Source organism: Blautia sp. NSJ-175 (assembly GCF_022867815.1).
Classification (GTDB): domain Bacteria; phylum Bacillota; class Clostridia; order Lachnospirales; family Lachnospiraceae; genus Blautia; species Blautia celeris.
On sequence record NZ_JALIFQ010000010.1, the window covers coordinates 188,561 to 210,370 of the forward strand.

Annotated in this window: 19 protein-coding genes; 7 read left to right on the top strand and 12 right to left on the bottom strand. The window is 46.1% G+C overall.

The window, feature by feature from the left end:
- Positions 1-254 precede the first annotated feature (254 nt).
- The 3 genes from MUB35_RS16960 to MUB35_RS16970 are packed head-to-tail and all read left to right on the top strand — an operon-like array spanning position 255 to position 3,965.
- Complete coding sequence (locus MUB35_RS16960) at positions 255-1,274, top strand: zinc-binding alcohol dehydrogenase family protein (RefSeq protein ID WP_033139002.1); 1,020 nt, start codon at positions 255-257, stop codon at positions 1,272-1,274.
- Positions 1,275-1,295: 21 nt separating this feature from the next.
- Entirely contained in the window at positions 1,296-2,660 is a 1,365-nt protein-coding gene (locus MUB35_RS16965; RefSeq protein ID WP_033139001.1) for a GntP family permease, read from the top strand.
- Between the two features lie 21 nt (positions 2,661-2,681).
- Positions 2,682-3,965: a lactate racemase domain-containing protein gene (locus MUB35_RS16970; RefSeq protein ID WP_244806541.1), complete on the top strand. Its 1,284-nt coding sequence runs from the start codon at positions 2,682-2,684 to the stop codon at positions 3,963-3,965.
- 158 nt (positions 3,966-4,123) lie between these two features.
- Here MUB35_RS16970 and MUB35_RS16975 read toward each other — a convergent pair whose 3' ends face one another.
- Together MUB35_RS16975 and MUB35_RS16980 are read right to left on the bottom strand one after the other, a co-directional pair.
- Positions 4,124-5,473, bottom strand: a complete 1,350-nt coding sequence (locus tag MUB35_RS16975) for an MATE family efflux transporter (RefSeq protein ID WP_103732621.1) — start codon at positions 5,471-5,473, stop codon at positions 4,124-4,126.
- Complete coding sequence (locus MUB35_RS16980) at positions 5,466-6,101, bottom strand: sugar O-acetyltransferase (RefSeq protein ID WP_103732620.1); 636 nt, start codon at positions 6,099-6,101, stop codon at positions 5,466-5,468. Before MUB35_RS16980 ends, MUB35_RS16975 begins: the two co-directional genes overlap by 8 nt.
- 116 nt (positions 6,102-6,217) lie before the next feature.
- Between MUB35_RS16980 and MUB35_RS30675 the strand changes: the two genes are divergently transcribed.
- Positions 6,218-7,129: a helix-turn-helix transcriptional regulator gene (locus tag MUB35_RS30675; protein ID WP_197064063.1), complete on the top strand. Its 912-nt coding sequence runs from the start codon at positions 6,218-6,220 to the stop codon at positions 7,127-7,129.
- Here MUB35_RS30675 and MUB35_RS16990 read toward each other — a convergent pair.
- The gene (locus MUB35_RS16990; RefSeq protein WP_244806542.1) at positions 7,126-8,571 is read right to left on the bottom strand and encodes a DEAD/DEAH box helicase; all 1,446 of its coding nucleotides are present in this window, start codon (positions 8,569-8,571) and stop codon (positions 7,126-7,128) included. The genes MUB35_RS30675 and MUB35_RS16990 overlap by 4 nt on opposite strands.
- A gap of 580 nt (positions 8,572-9,151) precedes the next feature.
- Between MUB35_RS16990 and MUB35_RS16995 the strand changes: the two genes are divergently transcribed.
- From MUB35_RS16995 to MUB35_RS17005, 3 genes are all read left to right on the top strand, one after another.
- A complete protein-coding gene (locus MUB35_RS16995) occupies positions 9,152-10,528 on the top strand; it encodes an MFS transporter (RefSeq protein ID WP_081960088.1) in 1,377 nt (458 codons plus the stop codon).
- Between the two features lie 40 nt (positions 10,529-10,568).
- Positions 10,569-11,645, top strand: coding sequence for a uroporphyrinogen decarboxylase family protein (locus tag MUB35_RS17000; protein ID WP_244806543.1), 1,077 nt, complete (start codon positions 10,569-10,571; stop codon positions 11,643-11,645).
- 119 nt (positions 11,646-11,764) lie between these two features.
- The gene (locus MUB35_RS17005) at positions 11,765-13,189 is read left to right on the top strand and encodes an MATE family efflux transporter (RefSeq protein ID WP_244806544.1); all 1,425 of its coding nucleotides are present in this window, start codon (positions 11,765-11,767) and stop codon (positions 13,187-13,189) included.
- A 190-nt stretch (positions 13,190-13,379) separates the two neighbouring features.
- Here MUB35_RS17005 and MUB35_RS17010 read toward each other — a convergent pair whose 3' ends face one another.
- The 9 genes from MUB35_RS17010 to MUB35_RS17050 all read right to left on the bottom strand — a co-directional run bounded on the left by MUB35_RS17010 (position 13,380) and on the right by MUB35_RS17050 (position 21,669).
- Positions 13,380-14,882, bottom strand: coding sequence for an alpha-N-arabinofuranosidase (locus tag MUB35_RS17010; protein ID WP_244806545.1), 1,503 nt, complete (start codon positions 14,880-14,882; stop codon positions 13,380-13,382).
- 42 nt (positions 14,883-14,924) lie between these two features.
- Positions 14,925-16,457 (bottom strand): glycoside hydrolase family 43 protein, encoded by a 1,533-nt coding sequence (locus tag MUB35_RS17015; protein WP_244806546.1) that lies wholly within the window; start codon positions 16,455-16,457, stop codon positions 14,925-14,927.
- Between the two features lie 52 nt (positions 16,458-16,509).
- The gene (locus MUB35_RS17020; protein WP_244806572.1) at positions 16,510-16,875 is read right to left on the bottom strand and encodes a carbohydrate ABC transporter permease; all 366 of its coding nucleotides are present in this window, start codon (positions 16,873-16,875) and stop codon (positions 16,510-16,512) included.
- On the bottom strand, positions 16,770-17,360 hold the full coding sequence (locus tag MUB35_RS17025; RefSeq protein ID WP_244806573.1) for a carbohydrate ABC transporter permease: 591 nt from the start codon (positions 17,358-17,360) through the stop codon (positions 16,770-16,772). The genes MUB35_RS17020 and MUB35_RS17025 overlap by 106 nt, the downstream gene beginning before the upstream one ends.
- A gap of 19 nt (positions 17,361-17,379) precedes the next feature.
- On the bottom strand, positions 17,380-18,297 hold the full coding sequence (locus tag MUB35_RS17030; protein WP_054351808.1) for a carbohydrate ABC transporter permease: 918 nt from the start codon (positions 18,295-18,297) through the stop codon (positions 17,380-17,382).
- Between the two features lie 120 nt (positions 18,298-18,417).
- The gene (locus MUB35_RS17035; RefSeq protein WP_244806547.1) at positions 18,418-19,722 is read right to left on the bottom strand and encodes an ABC transporter substrate-binding protein; all 1,305 of its coding nucleotides are present in this window, start codon (positions 19,720-19,722) and stop codon (positions 18,418-18,420) included.
- An 89-nt stretch (positions 19,723-19,811) separates the two neighbouring features.
- The gene (locus tag MUB35_RS17040) at positions 19,812-20,894 is read right to left on the bottom strand and encodes a LacI family DNA-binding transcriptional regulator (protein WP_244806548.1); all 1,083 of its coding nucleotides are present in this window, start codon (positions 20,892-20,894) and stop codon (positions 19,812-19,814) included.
- A 195-nt stretch (positions 20,895-21,089) separates the two neighbouring features.
- Positions 21,090-21,362, bottom strand: a complete 273-nt coding sequence (locus MUB35_RS17045) for a hypothetical protein (protein WP_148393224.1) — start codon at positions 21,360-21,362, stop codon at positions 21,090-21,092.
- Between the two features lie 106 nt (positions 21,363-21,468).
- On the bottom strand, positions 21,469-21,669 hold the full coding sequence (locus MUB35_RS17050) for a hypothetical protein (RefSeq protein ID WP_148393225.1): 201 nt from the start codon (positions 21,667-21,669) through the stop codon (positions 21,469-21,471).
- Positions 21,670-21,810: the final 141 nt, after the last annotated feature.

Consider the following 21,810-nt stretch of genomic DNA (forward strand, 5'->3'; position numbering starts at 1 on the left):
TTCTGCGGATTGCAAAGCCTGTCTCCTTTCAATTCCACCACAGTTGTATACATTGTTATTTTTCTAACTTTTTAACCACATTTTTCTTTTGGCTATAATGCACATTTTTATCGGTTATTTTTTGTATATAGATAACAAATTATCGAAAATTTCAGTATTTATTTCTTTTTTCTATTGACATCTTTTCTATTTTACCCTATCATCTCTTGTATACAACAAGCAATTTCCTATAACATTTTGGAGGAACAACAATTATGAAAGCAATGTTTATCGATACTCCCGGTCAAGTCTCTATCAAAGAACTCCCTATGCCGGTACCGAAAAAAGGGGAAGCACTGTTAAAAGTATTATACGGCGGCATCTGCGGCAGTGATCTGGGGTCCTACCGCGGAACTTTTGCCTATTTTTCATATCCCAGAACACCGGGCCATGAATTTTCCGCCGAGATCATAGAGATCGAGCCGAATGACAAGGGCCTTGAAAAGGGTATGATAGTAACCTGCAATCCATACTTCAACTGTACGGAATGCTACTCCTGCCAGAGAGGCCTGGTGAACTGCTGCACCACCAACCAGACCATGGGTGTTCAGAGAGAAGGTGCCTTTGCGGAATATATCACAATGCCTATTGAAAGGATCTATGACGGCAAGGGACTCTCCCCGAAAACACTGGCATTGATCGAACCCTTCTGCATCAGCTATCACGGCGTCACAAGGGCAAATGTAACAAAAGATGACAAGGTTCTCATTATCGGTGCCGGAACCATCGGTGTGCTGGCAGCTGTAGCCGCAAAAGCTCTGGGCGCGGATGTGACTATCTGCGATGTAGCTCCCCAAAAACTGGCTTACGCACAGGAGACCTTCGGTATTGACCACATTTTACTAAATGATGATCCGGAAACTTTTATGGATAAAGTGCAGGAAGCCACAGGCGGAAACGGATTTGATGTGGCGATCGAGGCGGTGGGCCTTCCCTCCACATTCCAGAACTGCATAGACGCTGCTGCCTTCGGAGGCCGTGTTGTGCTGATCGGTGTGGGAAAACAGAATCTGGACTTTAACTTTACTTTGATCCAGAAAAAAGAACTTAACATTTTCGGTTCCAGAAACGCATTGAAAAAAGATTTCCTGCAGTTGATTGACCTTGTAAAAGAGGGAAAGGTCGACCTGGATAAAATAGTTACCAATACATATAAATTTGACGATGCAGCCGCTGCTTTTGCAGATTTTGATAAAAACGCAGCCTCTATGCTGAAAGTCATATTTGAATTTTAAAAACGAACGGAGGTATTTGTTATGTCACATTCTGCATGGTTATTCATGTCCTTGATCATTTCCATGGTTGTTATCTTATTTTTAATTCTGAAAGTAAAATTAAATGCTGCCATTTCTTTAGTGTTGGGAAGTATCCTGATGGGCGCATTATCCGGCGTTTCCCTGGTTGAGACCATAGACGGCATCAATGTGGGCTTCGGCAACATGTTAAAGGGTATGGGGCTTCCCATCGGTTTCGGCATTATCCTGGGCGAACTGGTCAGCAGGTCCGGCGGTGCCCAGATCATTGCCTCAAAGATCGTAAAAGCATTCCCCAAAACAAAAGCGATCTACGCCATCGGCCTGGCTGCGTTTATTCTCGCCATCCCGGTATATTTTGATGTGACCTTTGTTATTTTGATCCCGATCGGCATTGCTCTTATGAAAGAGATCAACAAATCCATTGCCCATATTGTAGGCGCCATCACCATAGGCGCTGCCGCTGCCCACACCATGGTGCCCCCTACCCCGGCTCCCCTTGCCGCAGGCGAGATCTTCGGATTTGACACAGGCATTATGATCGCATTCGGCACTGTTTTCGGACTGATCGGCGTATTCCTTGTTATCTTTATCTATACAAAGTTTTTGGACAAAAAGACGGACTTCTGGAATCCTGAAACAGATGAGTCTTCCGCCGGCGTCCATATCGATGCACAGGAGGACAGCTCCATCACACCGCCGTCTTTCGGCTTTGCTTTACTGCCTATTTTTGTACCGATCATTTTGATTCTTTTAAACACAGTTACAGGCAGTGCCATGGGTGATGCACAGCCCGGTATTTTCCTCTTTTTAGGTGACAAAACAGTTGCTCTGCTGGCAGGAGCCATTGTGGCTTATCTGATCGGCGTAAAATGTATGGGCAAAGAGAAAGCGGAAAAGGCTGCTACAGATTCTCTCTCCTCCGCAGGTATCGTATTCCTGATCACAGGTGCGGGCGGTGCTTTCTCCAACATCATCACAATCACAGGCGTCAGCGATGCCATTGCTGATATTGTGAGCGGATTTGCACAGAATGTGTTTGTTGTTCTGATCCTGTCCTACCTGGTCGGTCTGCTGATCAAACAGGTGACCGGCTCAGGTACCGTATCTGCGCTTACCAGTATGACCATTATGTCCGGCGTGGCTTCCGCCATCACACTGCCGCCGGTGTTTGTGGCAATGGCCTGTTTGTCCGGAACACTTTTCGGCGCAACCGTAAACGACAGTGGTTTCTGGATCGTAACCAATATCAGCGGGCTCTCCATCAAGGGAGGCATCAAAACATATACCGTATCAGAAATGATGGAATCTGTCTTTTTCCTTATTTTGCTGTTGCTTGCAGCCGGCGGATATATGATAATATTCTAAGATAACAGGAGGAATTTATTCATGAGAGAAAGACCCTTTGTCGCAGACCTGGTCAGTGACCAGACCATCCCGAAAATGTTTAAAGTAAAACAGGTATTTCCCCGGCCCAAAATTGAGCCGGAGGAAATACCCGGAATCATTGAATCCCTGCTTTCCCAGGAGAAGTTCTCCTCCAAAGTGAAACCCGGCATGCGCATCGCCATCACTGCCGGTTCCCGGGGCATCGCAAACGTAGCACTCACAACAAAATGCATTGCTGACTTTGTAAGATCAAGAGGCGCCCATCCATTCATTGTCCCTGCCATGGGAAGCCACGGCGGAGCCACTGCGGAAGGTCAGCGGGCGATCCTGGAAGGCTACGGAATCACAGAGGACTATGTAGGCTGTCCTATTATTTCTTCCATGGAGGTCAAAAAAATCGGGGTAAATGAGGAAGGCATGGATGTATTCATTGACAAAAACGCCGCCGAATCCGACGGTATCATCCTTGGATGCCGCATCAAACCCCATACAGCATTCCGCGGCCCCTACGAAAGCGGAATCATGAAGATGATGGCTATCGGCCTTGGAAAACAGCACGGCGCTGAGGTCTGCCATGAAGCGGGCTTCAAGAATATGGCCAAATACGTCCCCATGTTCGGCCGTGCGATCATTAAAAACGCCCCTATTTTATTTGCAGTCCCAACCATTGAAAATGCGTATGACGAAACATGTAAGATCATAGCCATAAATGCAGAAGAGATCATTGAAAAAGAACCGCCTCTCCTGCAGGAAGCCTTTGCCAATATGCCCAGGATCCTGGTTGATTCCTGTGATGTTCTGGTCGTTGACCAGATTGGAAAAAACTTCAGCGGAGATGGTATGGATCCCAATATCACCGGAACCTTCTGTACCCCATACGCAACAGGCGGAATCCGGTCACAGCGCGTCTGTGTCCTGGATCTGAGTCCTGAAACCCATGGAAACGGGATCGGACTTGGCTATTCCAGCGCCACCACAAAACGCGTCTTCGATCAACTGGACTTATCCTCCATGTACCCAAACGCGATTACCTGTACAGTTCTGGGCGGTGTGCGGATTCCCATTGTCATGGAGAGCGACAGGGAAGCCATCCAGGTCTGCATAAGAACCTGCAATGAGATCGATAAAAAGAATCCCAGGGTTGTAAGGATTCCAAACAGCCTCCACATAGAACATATCATGCTCTCAGAATCTTACTATGAGGAAGCAAAAAACAACCCAAATCTGATCATTGAGAGCGAACCGGAATACCTCCCCTTTGATGAGGACGGCAATCTCTGGTAAAAAAACATTCCCCGCTTTTCCCTGAAAAAAAGGAAAGATGCCGCCAGGGCTGTTAATATGCCCCTTCCGGTATCTTTCCTTTCTCTTTGCCAGCTGCAGACATTTTCCTGTATCTGTCATGCGCCCTTGAGACTACAGAATATCTCATTATAACAGTATCACTGACCGCTTCTTGTTATATCCCTCACCCAATTATACTTTTTGTAATGTATGTATACAGCCGGAAGTTTGATGATCTCATCCAGGTTGATGATAAAGTACACAGCCAATATCGGTATTTTAAAATAAAACGCTGTCAGCAGTCCAAGAGGTACTGTCACCACCCACATAGTCACCGCGTCACAGAAAAGGCCGAACCTGGAATCTCCCCCTGCGCAGAAGATACCTGCGATCACAGTGGAATTCACAGATTTTCCTATGAGGTAATACGTACACATAAACAGCATCCCCTTCAGATATCCATGGGCCGCCGGGCTTAGATTGGAAAAGCCGAGAATCAGAGGACTTAACCCCAGAAGCAGAAGGCCGGACAGAGCGCCCATCAAAATGGAGAGGCGGCACAGCCTGTCTCCGTAATCTTTGGCAGCGTCCAGATTCCTCTTTCCCAGTTCATTTCCCACAATGATTCCGCCGCCGCTTCCCAGCCCCAGACACAGACAGGCGATCAGGTTCTTCACAATATTGGCAATGGAATTGGCAGCGACCGCATCGCTGCCCAAATGTCCCATAATAACGGAATACATGGTAAATCCGCATCCCCATATGAGCTCATTTCCAAGCACAGGAAGGGTATAATGGAAGAAATCCCCTTTCAATTCCCGGTCAGCGCGCACCAGATATTTCACATGCAGCCTGATCCTGCCATGCCGCAGGGATTCTGTAAATGCCCATCCCAGCTCCAGAACCCTTGACAGCACCGTCGCCAGCGCTGCCCCGGCGATCCCCATAGCCGGAACCTTCCAGACGCCGAAAATAAAGACTGCGTTCAGCACAATATTTGTCACCATGGAGACAGAACCTATCACCGTACTTTTTAAGGTATATCCGCTGTTTTTCATGATGCACAGATAAATCTGGGAAATCCCCATGAGCAGGTAAGACACTCCCACGATCCGCAGATACTGCGCCCCCTGCGCGATCAGACCTGCATCCGGGGTAAAGATCCGCATGAGAGTCTCCGGAATCAACAGGGTTCCCAGAAAGAAAACAAGGGATATGGCAGAGGAAAACTTCAGCGCAATGGCAAGTATTTTCTCCACCGACACCTTATCCCCTTTTCCCCAGTATTGGGCTGCCAGGATTGTGGTCCCGATGGTAAGTGCTGCCAGAAACAGGCTCAGAACAAACTGTATCTGACCCGCAAGGGAAACCGCAGACAGGGCCTCCTGGCTGATCACACCCAGCATTATGGCATCGGATGCGCTGACCGCTGCAGTCATAAAATTCTGAAAGGCAATGGGAAGGACCAGGGTAAACAGCTTTTTATAAAATATTTTCTTATCACTCACCGATTTCCACTGCCTCTACCTTTGCCCAGGACTCCGGATCAAATTCCCTGTCTTTGTAATAGTATTTTTTATCCGCATCTGTGATCCGGCGAATCACCCGGCAGGGATTCCCCGCTGCCACCACATTGGCGGGAATGTCTTTTGTCACCACACTGCCTGCCCCGATCACTACATTGTCTCCAATGTGCACACCGGGAGTGATGACTACATTTCCTCCGATCCACACATTGTTTCCGATCGTCACAGGAATCCCGTATTCATATCCTGACTGTCTGGCTGCAGGATGCACCGGATGTCCGGCAGTATAGATTGATACATTTGGCGCAAGCAAAACATTTTCCCCGATGGTAACCTTGCCCACATCCAGTATGGTGCAGTTATAATTGGCAAAAAAGCCTTTTCCCACCTGGATATGAAATCCATAGTCACAGTAAAACGGCGGCATAATGGACACATTCTCCTGTGCACCACTCACTATTTTTCCCGCCAGCCTGCCCAATGTCTCAAAATCCGAGGGGTCCGTAGTATTAAATTCTCTTAAAAGTCTTCTGGTCACCTTCTGCTGGTCAAATACCGCATCATCTGATATATAGGGAAGACCTGCATCCCTGCGCGTAATATTATCCATCTCTTTTCTCCTTCACAAACAAGTATTTTCATGTATAATAATAGTGTATTAATTCCGTATATTCTATCAAAATATGCCATTATATTATAACAATCGTATTTATGAAGGAGGTATTTGTGAACGGAGTAAGCATTTTAAAGGACGCCTCAGAGATTGTCCACTACAACACCCCCAATATTCCCCTGTATCTGAAAGAGCGGTGGCTCTCCTCCTATGCCAATATGGAGGCTCTCTGCCACTGGCACGAGGATATCGAATACATGAAAGCTCTGAAAGGCCACATGGTCTACTATGTGAATGGAGAAAAACTGGCGGTCCGGGAACACGATGCCCTCATAGTAAATGCCCGGCAGATGCATTACGGTTTCTCAGAGGATAAGACAGACTGCTATTTTGCCTGCATTGTCTTTCGTCTCCATCTTCTGTGTACCAATCCTGAGCTTACGGAAAAGTACATCCATCCCATTGCCGGGCATCCGAATCTTCCCTACATTTATCTTCACGCAGACAATCCCGCTGAGGCAGCGGTCATCCGGCATTTCGACGCGGCATGTGAGGACTGCCGAAGGCATTATGAAGGTTATGAGCTGATGATGATCAGCAGGCTGACTGCCGCCTGGGCTGCGCTCTACTCCCTTTTAAGTCCTAATCTATTGTCCTACAGCACTGCCATGGAGGAGGACTTATCCACCCAAAGAAACATGATCTCGTTCATATACCGGAACTATACACAGAAACTCTCCCTGAACGATATTGCAGCCGCGGGCAGTATATGCCGCAGCAAATGCTGCCGGATCTTCAAAAAATACCTGAACAAAACGCCCATAGATTTTCTGAACGCCTACCGCCTGGAGGTCAGTATGCGCCTGCTGACAGATACCGCTATGAGCATCACAGAGATTGCCCTGTCCTGCGGCTTCCAGAGCCCCAGTTACTATGCGGAAATCTTCCAGCAGCACAAAGGCTGTACCCCCAGCCATTACCGTATGCGGCAGGCAGAGGGATATGAGGCACGCGGATGCCTCTAATCCCCCGGCCGCTTTGTTTTTCTGACCTTACGGACTTTCCCCTTGATCGGCTTCGTCTGAAGACATTCTATAACCTGATTTCCCTTAAAATTTAAAACCTCCACATAGCTTAAACTGTCCCGGATATCCACAATGCCTATGTCTGAGGCCTCCACGCCGTCAATACTGCAGATGGTTCCCACAATATCCCCAGCCCGCATTTTTGATTTCCGGCCTCCGCCGATGGACAGACGTGTAATTCCCCGGTTCAATACCGCCCCCTTTTTAGGTTTCGCTTCTGCTTTTACGCGCTGGGCTTTCCAGAATGCCTTTTCCTTTTCTTCCTCTATCTCCGGAATTTCCGCGCCGGGCAGCTCCTGCCCCACAAATGCCTCCACCTGCTTCAGCATCCTTTTGTCCTCTTCTGTTACCAGGCTTATGGCTGTACCGCATTTTCCGTTTCTTCCGGTTCTGCCGATCCGATGGACATACGTTTCCTTCCCCGTTGGAAAATCATAATTCACAACATGGGTAATCTGTTCAAAATCAATCCCCCTTGCAGCCACATCCGTTGCGATCAGAAAGCGAAAGCAGCCTCTCCCAAACGCATCCACAGTCTTAAGCCTCTCCCTCTGCTCCATCTCCCCATGCAGCATCCCGCAGAATATACGCCCTCTGCGCAGCTTCTGAAACAGAACATTTGTCATCTCCCTTGTCCCGCAGAAAATCATACAGCTCTTTGGATTCTCATTTATAAGAACCTTGAGAAAGTCCCCGTATTTTCTCTCCTGATCAGTGAAATAGACCTTTTCCGTGATCGCCGCTGTCTGCTCCTTCGTGGGTTCCTGCAGCACAAGTATTCTGTCCGGAATAAACGCATCCGCCAGCTCCCTGATCTCCGGCCCTAATGTGGCGGAGAACAGGGATATTCTGCAGTTTTCCGGAACCAGAGAAAGGATATTTTTCACTTCGTCGATAAAGCCCATATCCAGCATCAGATCCGCCTCATCTATCACCAGCCATTTTACTTTGTCAAGCTTCAGGCTCTCCCTGCCCAGATGGTCCATAATACGTCCCGGTGTACCTGTGACAATATGGGATTTCTGCCGCAGGGTCTGAATCTGCTTATCAATGGGAAACCCTCCGAAAACTGCCGGCACCTTCAAACGTTTCTTTCTTCCTATATGAAACATTTCCTCGCTGACCTGCACTGCCAGTTCCCTGGTAGGCTCCAGTACCAGCGCCTGGGGCGCATTCTCCTCCCACCGGACACCTTCACAGATCGGTATGGCAAATGCCGCCGTCTTCCCGCTGCCCGTCGGTGCTTTCACCACCACATTTTTTCCCGCAAGCATGGGTGTAATGACTTCCTGCTGTATGCCTGTAGGTGTCTTATATCCCAAACCTTCCAATGCTTCCAGGATTTCCTGTGAAAGCGGGTATTGGTTAAAATTGTCTGTCATTGTTTTTTACCTTTCTCTAATTCCTCTTCCCCATGGCTTTGCAGAGGGACGCTAACCTGTTATACAGTTTATCAAAACACAGATGAGATTGCCAGACATTATTTGCTTATATTTCCCTCACTACAGACAATGACTCCCTCATAAGCCGAAACTTCCCCGATTATCATAATTCTACCTGAACTTCAAGCAGAAAACTACATACTCCATAACCAAAATTCCAGATAAAAGCCGGAACAAAATTGGATTGCATGTACATATCAATCAAATCCCAATTTAGTTATAATCATTTTATAAAATATTTCGTGAAATTTTATAAAATACCCCATCACAGTACCTCTGTGTCCGGGAAAAAGGGAGGAGCATTGTATGCGTGTCGGATAATTTATGAAAACAACAGCGGAACCTGTTTTGTTTGTATCCGCTGTACAAAATGTGACCCTTCTGCCGAATGCCAGCTTCTTTCTTTGAAAATCGTATCATCTGACCGTAAGTTTCTATGAGATGACATCTTTTCATGAATGCCTGACGGCTCTCTGCAGAAAACAAAATCTACATTACAATAAGAAAGTGAGGAATCAGTATGGAAGTAACAAGTAGTAAAAAAGAAATATGGACAATGGGCAGTTATTCTCTATTGACCCTGGCAATCATGGTCGGATTCATGTACCTGAATACATTCGCCACCGAGGTTCTTGTAATTCCCGCAGGAACTCTGGCTGTGGCACTGGGCGTGGCAAAGTTTCTGGATTTCTGTTTCAGCCTGTTTGCCGGTGCTATCATTGAAAAAGTCAAAATCGGAAAGACCGGAAAGAACCAGTCCTGGCTCTATCTTGGCCGCTGGATCCTGGCCGTTTCAATCATGGCTGAGGTATGTAATACCAGTTCCGCTCCCATGGTAGTCCGTGTGGCAGTCCTTGCTGTATCCTATACAGTTCTGAACTGTCTGATGAACATTCTTCAGACTGCTTACTATGGCGTTCTGGCCGCCGTAGCAGGTCCGAACATGTCCAACCGAAATGCAATGACCGTCAACATGACACGGCAGAGCACGGTTATCACCATCATTTGTTCTTTCATTCCTACCCTTGTTACTGTTCTTCCTTTTGGTAACTGGAACTATTTTATCGTTGCTTTCGTATTTATGATCCCTATGCCTTTTGCTCTGGGAGCAATCGCCAAATGCGCGGACGGCAAGGATGTTCCTGTCGGTGCTACCGCTTCTGTGAACCAGGTCAGCATCGGCGATATGTTTGGTACATTGCTTAAGAATCCCCAGATGCTGGTTCTTTTCCTGGTATTTACGATTCTTTACATTGCGCAGTTTACCTATCAGGCTAACTATACCTATTACTTTATTTATGTTGTCGGTGATTTCACCAAGCTTACATTTGTTACTCTGATCAATGCCATTGTCGGATTCTTAGCCGCCATGGTTATGCCAAAGCTCGGAGCAAAACTGGGCAAAAAAATGTCCTGTGTATTTGGATTTCTCCTTATGAGCATTGCACTGATCCTGGTATCATTTTTCGGTGCCCCAAATGGTGTTCCCAACCTGACCGCTTATATTATCCTCATGTCTCTGATGATGGCCGGAACCTATACCTGGATGCCCTACATGGTAGTCCTTTACCTGGATGCAGGTGAATATTTCCTGTATAAAACGGGAAAAGATACCCGTGCGATCGCTGCCGGCCTGGCTTCCCCGCCGATGAAGATCGGTATGACCGTGGGCAATACCCTTGGCCTGGCTCTGTTGTCTGCCATCGGTTTTGTTTCCGGAGGCGCCTTTGAGATCAACACTGCATGGATCTCCAATTTCATGCGTGTTACGTTCATGCTCCCCGGGTTAATCTATCTGGCATCCGCCATTATCCTGCTGGTGTTTTACAAGATCAGCGACAAGGATGCTGCCAAGTACGCCCAGGCAAATGCTGAGAAAATGCAGCAGAGCAAGTAACAGAAAATAAAATATTTCAAAAAGAACAGGAGAGAAAATTATGTCAAAAATACCCTTTGATGAAAAAGAAATGACCATCGCTTATACCGTTCCTAATATGCTTGATCCTACCATCCCGGAAAGTCCCGCCTGGACTTATCCCCAGTCCGAAAAAGAGGCAATAAAAGAGCTGTATGCCGGAACACCCACCTGGTGTCCCTCCGGTCTGGAGTCTGGTCTTTTTGCCCCTTCCGTAATCCCGGATAACATTGCACGCGGCTTTGTCATTGAAGGAGTCCCCTTCGATATGGCAAACTACGGCGGCCCTGATATGTTCGGCATCGAATGGGAATACGTTCCTGTAGCAGGCGGTTCCATGGTCCGTCCCGGCACCCCTCTTCTTGAAGATGCCAATGACTGGAACCAAATCCTGAAGTTCCCTGACATCGACGCATGGGACTGGGATGCCAGCGGCAGACAAAACTACGACTTTCTCCACAACGGCAAAGCAAACATGCTCTGGTTCTTAAATGGCTGCTGGTATGAGAGACTGGTTTCCTTCATGGATTTTGAAGGTGCGGTTGTAGCTCTGATCGATGACGAGCAGAAGGATGCCTTAAAAGAACTGTTTGCTAAGACAACAGAACTGTACTGCAGACTTGTTGACCGCTGCGCAGAGACTTACGGAGACGGTATCTCCGGATTTACCGTACACGATGACTGGGGTTCCCAGAGAGCGCCGTTCTTCTCCCCTGCAGTGGGCGAAGAGATGATCGTTCCCTACATGAGAGAGCTGACAGACCACATCAAGTCCAAAGGACTGATTGCTGACCTGCACAGCTGCGGCAGCCTGGAAATGCAGCTTCCCAACTTTATCAAAGCCGGCTGGCAGTCCTGGTGCCCCATGCCAATGAACCCGACCCAGAAAATGTACGAAGAATACGGCGATAAGATCCTTCTCCACGTAGAACCGGATCTGCCCGAAGGCGCTTCCGAAGCAGAACAGGAAAAAGCCGGCGAAGAATTCGTCAAAAAATACTTCAAGCCCGGCAAATACTGCTTACCCAATTATATGTATTTCCCACAGAAGATGACGCCTGCGTTCCGCAAAGGTATGTACCGTGCATCCAGGCAGTAAACGGTAATTTATTATCATTTTGCTTTTTATTCACAGCGCCCGGAGGAGAACGTTCTTCCGGGCGCTGCTGCTTAGCAGCATACTGTTTCCAATATGTTTTATGAAAGAGAGGAACGCGAATGTCTGATAAAAATCTGGCTCCCGCGGCAGTCCCGCCGGAAGAAAATAACATCATGGGTATTGCTCCCATACCAAAACTCCTTGCGAAATTTGCCATACCTTCCGTCATCTCCATGCTGGTAAACTCCATCTACAATCTGGTGGATCAGATTTTCATCGGCCAGGGTGTCGGTTATCTCGGTAATGCTGCCACCAACGTGGTATTTCCTTTTGTCACCATCGCCATGGCGATCTCACTGATGATCTCCGTGGGTACCGCCGCCAATGTCGGACTGAATCTGGGCGGAAAAGACCAGGACTGTGCCAATCTGACTCTCGGCAACGGCTTTACCCTTGCCCTGTCAAGCGGAATCATCCTCTGTGTCATCGGTGAAATCTTCATGGTTCCCCTGCTGCGCCTCTTTGGTGCCACTGACACAGTGCTGCCCTATGCCATTGATTACGGCCGCATTTATCTTCTTGGCACCATGTTTACCAGCGTGGGCATTATGATCAATGATGAGATCCGTGCCGACGGCAACCCCGGCTATTCCATGAGATCCATGCTGATCGGCGCTGTGCTCAACTGTGTGCTGGACCCGCTGTTTATCTTCGTCTTCCACTGGGGCGTGAAAGGCGCTGCCTTTGCCACCATCATCGGACAGTTCGGCACGCTTGTCTTCAGTCTTCTTTATCTGAAAAAGTTCCGCACACTGACAATGAAAAAGGAAAATATGAGGCTGCGTCTCTCCATCGTAAAGAGCATCCTGGTACTGGGCCTCTCCTCCTTCCTCACACAATGTGCCGCACTGGTCATGCAGATCATTATGAATCAGCAGACGATCAAATACGGCGCGCTGTCTCAGTACGGTGCTGACATTCCTCTGACCGTGTTTGGGATTGTCAATAAGGTAAATGGTTTGATGATGTCTCTGATCATGGGAATCTCCGTTGGCTCACAGCCTCTGTTCAGCTATAATTACGGCGCCAAACTCTTTACACGCGTAAAAAAACTGGCGCAGACCTGCCTGATCGTCTGTGTTACCATCGGCTTTCTCGGTATGCTGTGTCTGCAGATCTTCCCGCAGCAGATCATTTCCATATTTGGTCAGGAAAACGATTTGTATAATGAATTCGCTGTGATGTGTCTGAAAAATATGACCATTTTCATCTTTGTCATGGGCGTTCAGATGGTGGCCAGCGTATACTTCCAGGCAGTCGGAAAGGCAATGGGCGCTACAGTGCTTTCCCTGTCACGCCAGGTATTGTTCATGATTCCCTGTATGCTGATCCTGCCTTACTTCTTCGGGATTATCGGCCTGATGTGGTCCTTCCCGGTGTCGGATGTGTTCTCGGTGGCTATGGCGGCGATCATGCTTTCGATGGAGATGAGGAAGCTGAATCGGTTGATTCGGATTCCGGCTGCGCAGGCGCAGGCGGAATGATTTATGTGGACATAGATATCTGACAACTACAGTTATAAAATATAACAGCGGATTGGAGAATCCGCTGTTATATTTTATGCTTACTCTCATTTTTGAACTATCCAGCGCCATTCCCGTCTCCTATCTGCGGAAGCTTGATAATAATAGTTTTCCACAGTCTAAACCGCCGGAATCTCTCCCGGCGGTCTTCTTATTTCACCGCAAGATGCGCCACACTGCATGGCGGCAGTGTAAACTTAAAAGCACCATTATCTAAAATAATATTATGAATTGGTATCGGCTGCACATTTGTCGGCTCCTCAAAAGTATTCTTTGCATGAATATCTCCAGCCAGTAACTCACCCTTCACTTCTTTTACTTCTCTCTCCATGATTTCAGCCTCAATCTCACTGGCCTCATCAGCCGATAAATTAGTAATAGTTATATGCACCTGTCCTATGTCATCAACCGATACGGAATGCGTAAGATTCGGAACCATAAATGCCTCCTCCAGACCAATCCTGGAAATCTCCAGGGTGCTTTCCACAAGAGAAGCTCCCTGATGGCACTTATACATTTGAAACACATGGTATGTAGGCGTTTTTATCATCCGTTCCCCTTCTGTCAGCAGTACAGCCTGAAGCACATTTACCATTTGGGCAAGATTAGCCATTTTCACTCTGTCACAATGTTTATTAAATAAATTAAGGTTGATTCCCGCAACAAGGGCATCACGCATGGTGTTCTGCTGATACAGAAATCCCGGATTTGTACCCGGTTCACAGTCATACCAGGTTCCCCACTCATCTATGATCAGTCCAATCTTCTTATCCGGGTCATACTCATCCATAATCTGACCATGCCGCTCAATCAGTTCTTCCATATACAACGTCTTGCTCAATGTTCTGTACCAGTCCTTTTCATTGAAAAAGACAGCACTTCCCTTTTCCTTCCCATCCCCGGGAACGGTATAATAATGAAGCGATAAGCCATCCATAAACCCGTGATGTTCCGGCGCAGAGCTGCGGAAACAGGTGTCCAGAACCGTTCTGGTCCATGTATAATCGTCTGCATTTGGACCGCAGCAGATTTTTTTAATGCCTCCGTCATTTCTATAGTCCCGGATATAGGTCTGATAACGTCTGTATTCATTTGCATAATATTCCGGGTTCATATTGCCGCCGCATCCCCAGTTTTCATTACCCACACCCCAAAACTTTACATCCCAGGCTTCCTCGGAACCATTCGCCTCACGAAGCTGTGCCATAGGTGACAATCCCTTGAAGGTAATATACTCTACCCACTCCGACATTTCCCTTACAGTACCGCTTCCCAGGTTTCCGTTGACATATGCACTGCACCCAAGCTGGCGGCAAAGTTCAAAATACTCGTGTGTTCCAAAGCTGTTGTCTTCCACCACACCGCCCCAGTGTGTATTGATCATCTTCTTTCGTTTCTCTTTCGGACCGATGCCGTCCATCCAATGATATTCATCCGCGAAGCATCCGCCCGGCCATCTTAATACAGGTACATTTATTTCTTTCAAAGCATTGATTACATCTGTTCTCATTCCGTTTACATTTTCAATGGTTGAATCCTCACCCACATAAATCCCGCCGTAAATACAGCGCCCCAGATGTTCCGAAAAATGCCCGTAAATTTCTCTGTTAATCTTTCCTGCTATCTTATTTGGATGAATCCGTAATTTATGCATTCTACCATCCCTCTGCTTCTGAAACTGCAGTATCTCTGTTTTTCAATAATCCAGCACCTTCACATGAAAATTTTCAAATGCGGCACAGCCATTTTCCGCAAACATACCAATGTAAGTGCCTGTAAATGTCATATTTCTCGTACTTTCTGTGCAGAGGCCTACCGTCAGCCCGCTTCCCAGTTCCACAAATGTTTCACCGTCCAGACTATAAGAAAATCTGTAATATGTTTTATCTGATACGATCCGCAGCTTAACATTTTCTGCTGCAGGAATTTCCGCACTTGCTGTAACTGTAAAAATGTCATGAATATGTTTCGCCAAACAAACTTTCCATCTGTCCATTTCTCTGCTCAGATAAATCTCATAGTGATAGGAATCATTATAATAAGCAGTAAGACCTGCACGCATTCCCTGTACTGCATCCAGCAATGAAACATCTGCCACGGATACCGTCTCAAACCCTTTCTGCCGCACACCGATCCAGGTTGGACTTGCCATTTCATTGATGGTTGTACTGGTTCCTTTAAGAATCAGCTTTCTCTTTGCAGTATCCCTCACATAATTCTCCATAGATGGATTCCTCAGGAAATTATAATGCAGGCTGAACCTATCCTGTGAAAAATCGTCTGCAAAATCACGATTGACCGGTGCCGGCCTTTCTCCGGGAAGGGGACCTTCCATCTCCGGTGAGATCAAACCGTTTTCCCCTACAATGGGCCATCCGTCTTCTGTCCACACAACCGGCGTCAAAAAAGTCTCACGCCCCAGATTGTGAAGCAGTACCCTGTCTTTTTTCTCCTGACATGGACGGATTGCCAGACAGACCAGCCACCAGTTCCCATAGTGGTCCTCTATCATATCTGCATGGCCGGTACAGTAAATCTCCTCCCTCATGTCATCTCTGTGAGTGAGTATCGGATTATGGGGGCACGCCTCAAATGGTCCGTAAGGGCTGTCTGACCGCAGTATGGTCTCCATATGTCCGTATTCCGTGCCGCCTTCAGCCAGCATGAGATAATATTTTCCAAACCATTTATAAAGATGCGGGCCTTCCGCATACCTGCCGCCGCACCCTCTGCTGATCACCACGCTCTCCGTGAGCCGCTCCCCTGTAAAAGGATTTACCTGGCAGAGGAAGATCCCGGTTTTTCCTTCACTGTCCATACTGGTGGACGCAAAATACACCGTTCCGTCATCATCAAAAAGCAGGGACGGGTCAATTCCCCCCTGATCTACCCAGGCAGGCTTGGACCATCCTTTTTTCATATCCGTGGTATGTACAATAAAATTCCCTTTACCTGATGTATTCGTTGTCGTCATAAAAAAAGTTCCCTGATGATAACGGATTGTAGGTGCATAGATTCCTCCCGAAGGCCTGCACCCATGTAAATCAAGCTGAGATTCTTCTGTAAGGCAATACCCTTCAAGCTCCCAGTTCACAAGGTTCCTGCTGTGATAAACGGGAACTCCCGGATAAAATTCAAAAGATGAATTAACAATATAGTAATCCTCTCCTACCCGGCAGATTGACGGGTCAGGATTGTATCCGGAAATAATCGGGTTTCTGTATTTCATTTAAGTTGTCCTCCATTTTGTCTTGTTATAGTTGTGAGTGTCAGGGAATGTCTCAGCCTTTCAGACCGGACATTTTTATTCCCTGGATAAAATATTTCTGGCAGGTGGCAAATATCACCAGCACAGGCAGCAGAGAAATCAGTGCCATGGACATCATCTGCCCAACCTGGACATTTCCCTGAGAGCCTTTGAAAAACTGCAGTCCGATGGCAATTGTAAACTTATCATTGGAATTAAGATAGATTAACGGATTGAAAAAATCATTCCAGTTAAACACCAAAGCCATCACCAGAACAGCCAGCATAACAGGTTTTACTGCCGGAAGCAGAATCCTTGTGAAAACCTGCAGGGAATTTGCACCATCAATCTTTGCCGCCTCATCCAGTTCCTTTGCAGAGTCCTGAAGAACTGGATAAATAAAAAGATATTGAACGCGCCTCCTCCAAGCCAGCTTGGGATAATAAGCGGCCATATGGTATCCACCACTCCCAGTTTGTAATAAAGCAGATACTGTGGAATCAGTGTGACCTGAGTCGGCAGCATCATGGTACCCAAGAGCACCATAAACAGAATCTTTGATAATCTGGACTGGAACCGTGCAAATCCATAAGCGACTACAGAGGATGACAGTACGGTCCCTACTGTGGCAAGAAAGGTGATCACCGCAGTATTTTTAAAATAAAGCTGAAAATTGGCCCCTTTCCATCCTTCCACAAAATTCTCGAATGTACCATGCTTGGGAATAAGAGTGGGAGGCATACTATAGATATCCGACATTGGCTTAAAGGATGTGGAAACCATCCATATAAATGGGAAAAGGCAGATAACAGCAGCAATGACCAGCACAAAATATGTCAGTATCCTTGCCATTTGCTTTGTCTTTTTTTGTGATCTTGTACGCATATTTTATCTCTCCTTCTCCTTAATCATCATAAAACACCCAGAATTTAGATGTGGATACAACTACAATTGTGATCAGCATGATCACCGCAAACATACTCCAGGCCATCATGGAAGCATACCCCATCTTCCCATATAAAAATCCGTTGTTATACAAGTGCATAGCCGCCGTATAGGTACTGTTCAGCGGACCGCCGTTGGTGAGGATCAGCGGCTGCTGGAATACCTGGAACGCTGCGATCACTGTAACAATAAGATTAAAATATATGGTGGGCGTACACAAAGGCAGCGTAATATAAAACGTCTGCCGCAGGGAGCCGGCCCCGTCAATCTGTGCGCTTTCATAATAAGACTGCGGAATATCCTGTATACCTGCCAGCATAATGATAATGTTATTTCCTATGGTCCACAGCGACAGGATCACTATGGAAATCATGGCTACATTTTTATCCCCCAGCCAGTTTGGCCCCTTAATCCCCACAAGGGATAGTATGTAATTGATAATTCCGAAATCCTTCTGGAAAATCCATCCCCAAAGGATTGTCACCGCAACCCCTGAGGTAATGTATGGGATATAAAATGCAGTACGGAAAAATCCCAGACCTTTTACTTTCTTGCTCAGAAGCAGTGCAACAAAAAAGGCAAGTATAATGCTGCACGGAACGAACATAAATACATATTTCAGGGTATTCAAAAAAGCTCTCCTGAATAAAGTGTCATCCGTAAATGCGTATTTCCAGTTATCCAGCCCCACAAATTCCCCGATTCCCGTAAGATTCATATTTGTAAACATCAAATAAAAAGAATACAAGATCGGATACAATGTAAGTACAAGGAATCCGATCAGCCAGGGAGCTGTATAAATATAAAAATTCCTGGCTTCTCTTTTTTTCATGGTTGTATATTTTTTTTGTTTTCCCGGTTTCCTCAAAATTCCCATGCCTCCAATCGACCATAGAAAGTACACACTGTGAACCCGCTATTGTCATGAATTATCAGAGGTTACCCCCGATTCAAAATAACCCGGCGGATAACCTCTGCTTCTGTGTCATCCTGACTGTCAGTTGCCGTTTGCCTCGTTAAATGCCTTTTCCAGAGCCGGATAGTATTCTTCCATAGCTTCCTCTGCAGTCTTGCCGTCTATGGTTACTGACTGCCAAATCTGTGTATACACATCGCCGGCTGCTGAAAATGCACCGCCCCATATATTCAGTTTTGCGCCGGACAGACCGTCAAGAAAAGCGCTGTTTTTAATCGGTCCATACTCTAAATCTTTGTAATAGGTCTCTGCAATATTTTTGCAGGATGTAAGACCGATCTTACTGGTTTCTTTCGCCATATCTTCATTTGCATACGCTGCTTCTTTCAGGAAAGTCCAGGCTGCATCTTTGTTCTTTGAAGTTTTCAGCATGGCATAGCCTGTGGCGTACATGAGATTGTTCTTTCCATTTTCCACTTTAGGCATAGAGACAGCATCCCATGAAAAATTATCTCCCACTTCCTCTGCGATCAGCTTTGTCTCAAATCCGCCCAGCGTATACATGGCCGCGTGTCCAGATACAAATAACTGTTCCTTCGGGAGGCTCTTTGCTGCTGTGTCATCCGGCATTGCCTTGCTCTGAACCAAATCTCCGAATAAATTCAGTCCGTCTTTTACTTCCTGGCTGTTAACTTCACATGTCTTTAAGTCATCTGAGTATGCACTTCCGCCTTTACAGATCACAGACAATCCTGCATCAATCCAATGGTTTACTATTCCGTAGGTAGCATCCGCTCCTTCTCCTCCGGCAAACTTTTTAGCGTTCTCTGCCAGGTCGTCCCATGTCCAGTCATTGGTAGGATACTCTACACCAAACTTGTCAAACATATCTTTGTTATAAGCCAGGACAAAAACATTCTCCAATAAAGGCATAGCCTCAAGTTTACCATCCGGGCGGTAATACGGTTCGATCATTCCCTCTGTTATTACAGATTTGAGGTCAACGCCTTCTTTTTCCACATAAGGATTCAGGTCTTCATAATATTCCGTATATAACCCATAATAATCCGGGGACATCTGGATAACATCCGGGCCGGTACCTGCCGACAATGCTGCTGTCATCTTCTGATCCCATACATGGTCAGCGGTAGGAATCACAGAATGTTCCACCTCTATTTCCGGATGTGCCTTCTGAAATGCCTCCACTATTGTCTCTCTTGATTTCTTCTCCTCATCTGCTCCCCAAGACCAGATTACCAGTTTTTCCTTTTCCTTGCCGTCTGCTGTTTTTGCGTTTGCCTTTTCTGAATTGCCGCCGCAGGCTGTCAAACCTGCAAGCATGACTCCAACCAGTCCCACAGCTGCCAATTTTTTTAATTTCATCATTCTTCCTCCATCCATTTTCAATAAATTTATATATACATCAAAGCTGCGCGCTGTACTTTGATATATGTTCCTGATTATGTAAAAACCTGCTAAACAGATTCTATATTTTTTACGGTCTCTCCCTCCAGAATTTCAAACGGAGAGTAATTCATGTATTTATATTTGTTTCCTTCTAATACATTTATTAAAACATCTACGCATTCAGCACCCTGGCGTTCCGGGTAGATGGCTATTGTTGTCAGCTTCGGCTCATATCTTTCTCTTGTAAAAAGCCCGTCAATTCCTATAACAGAAACATCTTCCGGCACACTGTATCCCAAAGACTTTAACTCTTCCATCATTCCAAATGCCATATCATCATTAAAACAAATGATGGCCGTGGGCTTATGTGCAGATGCCTTATACATCCTCGCTGCCCTTCTGCCTATGAAAAACAAATCCAGGTATACAAACCCTTCCGCTTCGCAGCTGAAGTCCTTCTGGCTGCTGTTCTTTGGTTTTTCTGTTTTATTCAAATCTCCCTGTACATCCAGGATATATTTCCTGTAATCTTTCCCTATTTCCTGCATCATCCGCTCTTTCCAGTAGCGGTAGCGGAGATTTGCGTAGCCCTCGTTAAAAGGAAGCGCCATACCAATTTTTCGATGGCCCTTTTTCCGGAGATAGTCAATCGCCGTATTGATAACTTTTCTATTATCAATAATAACTGCCGGCATAGGTTTGGCAAAAACAACTGATGGATTAAAACTCGCCGTAACTGTCGGCAGATAATAGTTTTTTCCGATACTTTCCGCATATGCCTGTGCCACTGTCTCTGTAGGAAAAAGCGCACCGTCTGCCAATGTCTTTTTCACCATCTCGAAATCCCGTTCATTCATGATAGCCATAACATGGTATCCCTTTTTTTCAGCTTCCCTGGCCATGCCATGATACATCTGGTTATAGTATGTTCCTGTAAGGTCTCCGCAGAAAAATAACAGCTGGTATGTCTTCCTCTGCTGCAATGCCATTGCAACAGGATTTGGCATATACCCTACGCGGTTCGCAATCTCCAGAATTCGTCTCTTTTTTTCATTGTCAACGTATCCGCTGTTGTTAAGTGCTCTCGAGACCACAGACACCGAAACACCGGCCTCTTTCGCTATATCTTTTCTGGTAACATTTTTTTCCATGATTTACTTAATTTTTCCTTTTGTGTAATATGCACTATTTGTATAGTCACAATACTATATGATATGGCCGAAATCTTCAATATACAGAAACATGGTCACTCGTCCACTTAGGCAAGTTGGTTACTTACACTCTGTTCTTAACAGCACCTTATGCATTTTGCAAAATACTGCCAATCCGAAAGACTATGATTCTCGCTACCCGTAAGCCCATGTGGCAGACTGCAAAGGTATTTGCATACCTAAAAGGCCGTCCAGAATCTGCCCCAAATAAAACAGCACGTCCCGATACATCTCCATGTCATCTCCCATATACACAGACAGCATCTCCAAACCGTTTAGCATGGCCGCCCTCTTCACCTGGATATGGGTTACTTTCACCCCGACCTCCGTGTTAATCCTCCCGGGCCTGTAATACCTTCCGGTGTTCTCCTGCACCGCCTGTCGGAATGCCTTGCTCATCGGATACAAAAACGACACCTCCTTTTATGACACACAAAAAGCACCAATCATTCATGACTGATGCTTTAAAATAATCTTATACTGTTGAAAAGTAATTCACTGCAAACTATTTTTTCTATTTTCTTTCTATCTCATCCTCACTAAAATGACTGGCAATTTCAAAAGCCTTTACACGCCTCTTAGCCAATGTGATCTGAGATTTATACCGGAAAGCATTTTCTTTTGCTTCAAACGTTTTTATCGTTTCTCTCAGCTTGTGCAAAGTTGAATCAATCTGTCTTTTCGCTTCCATTAATTCATCCATCGAATAATCCATACTCGTATTCCCCATTATCTCTATTCTTCCGAACTGACAATCTAATATTTATAAAAAACACAAAATATAAACTTGTAACTACTGAAAAAATTCAACTTGTAATCATGATTTCTAAAACACTGCTTACCGCATATATACCAG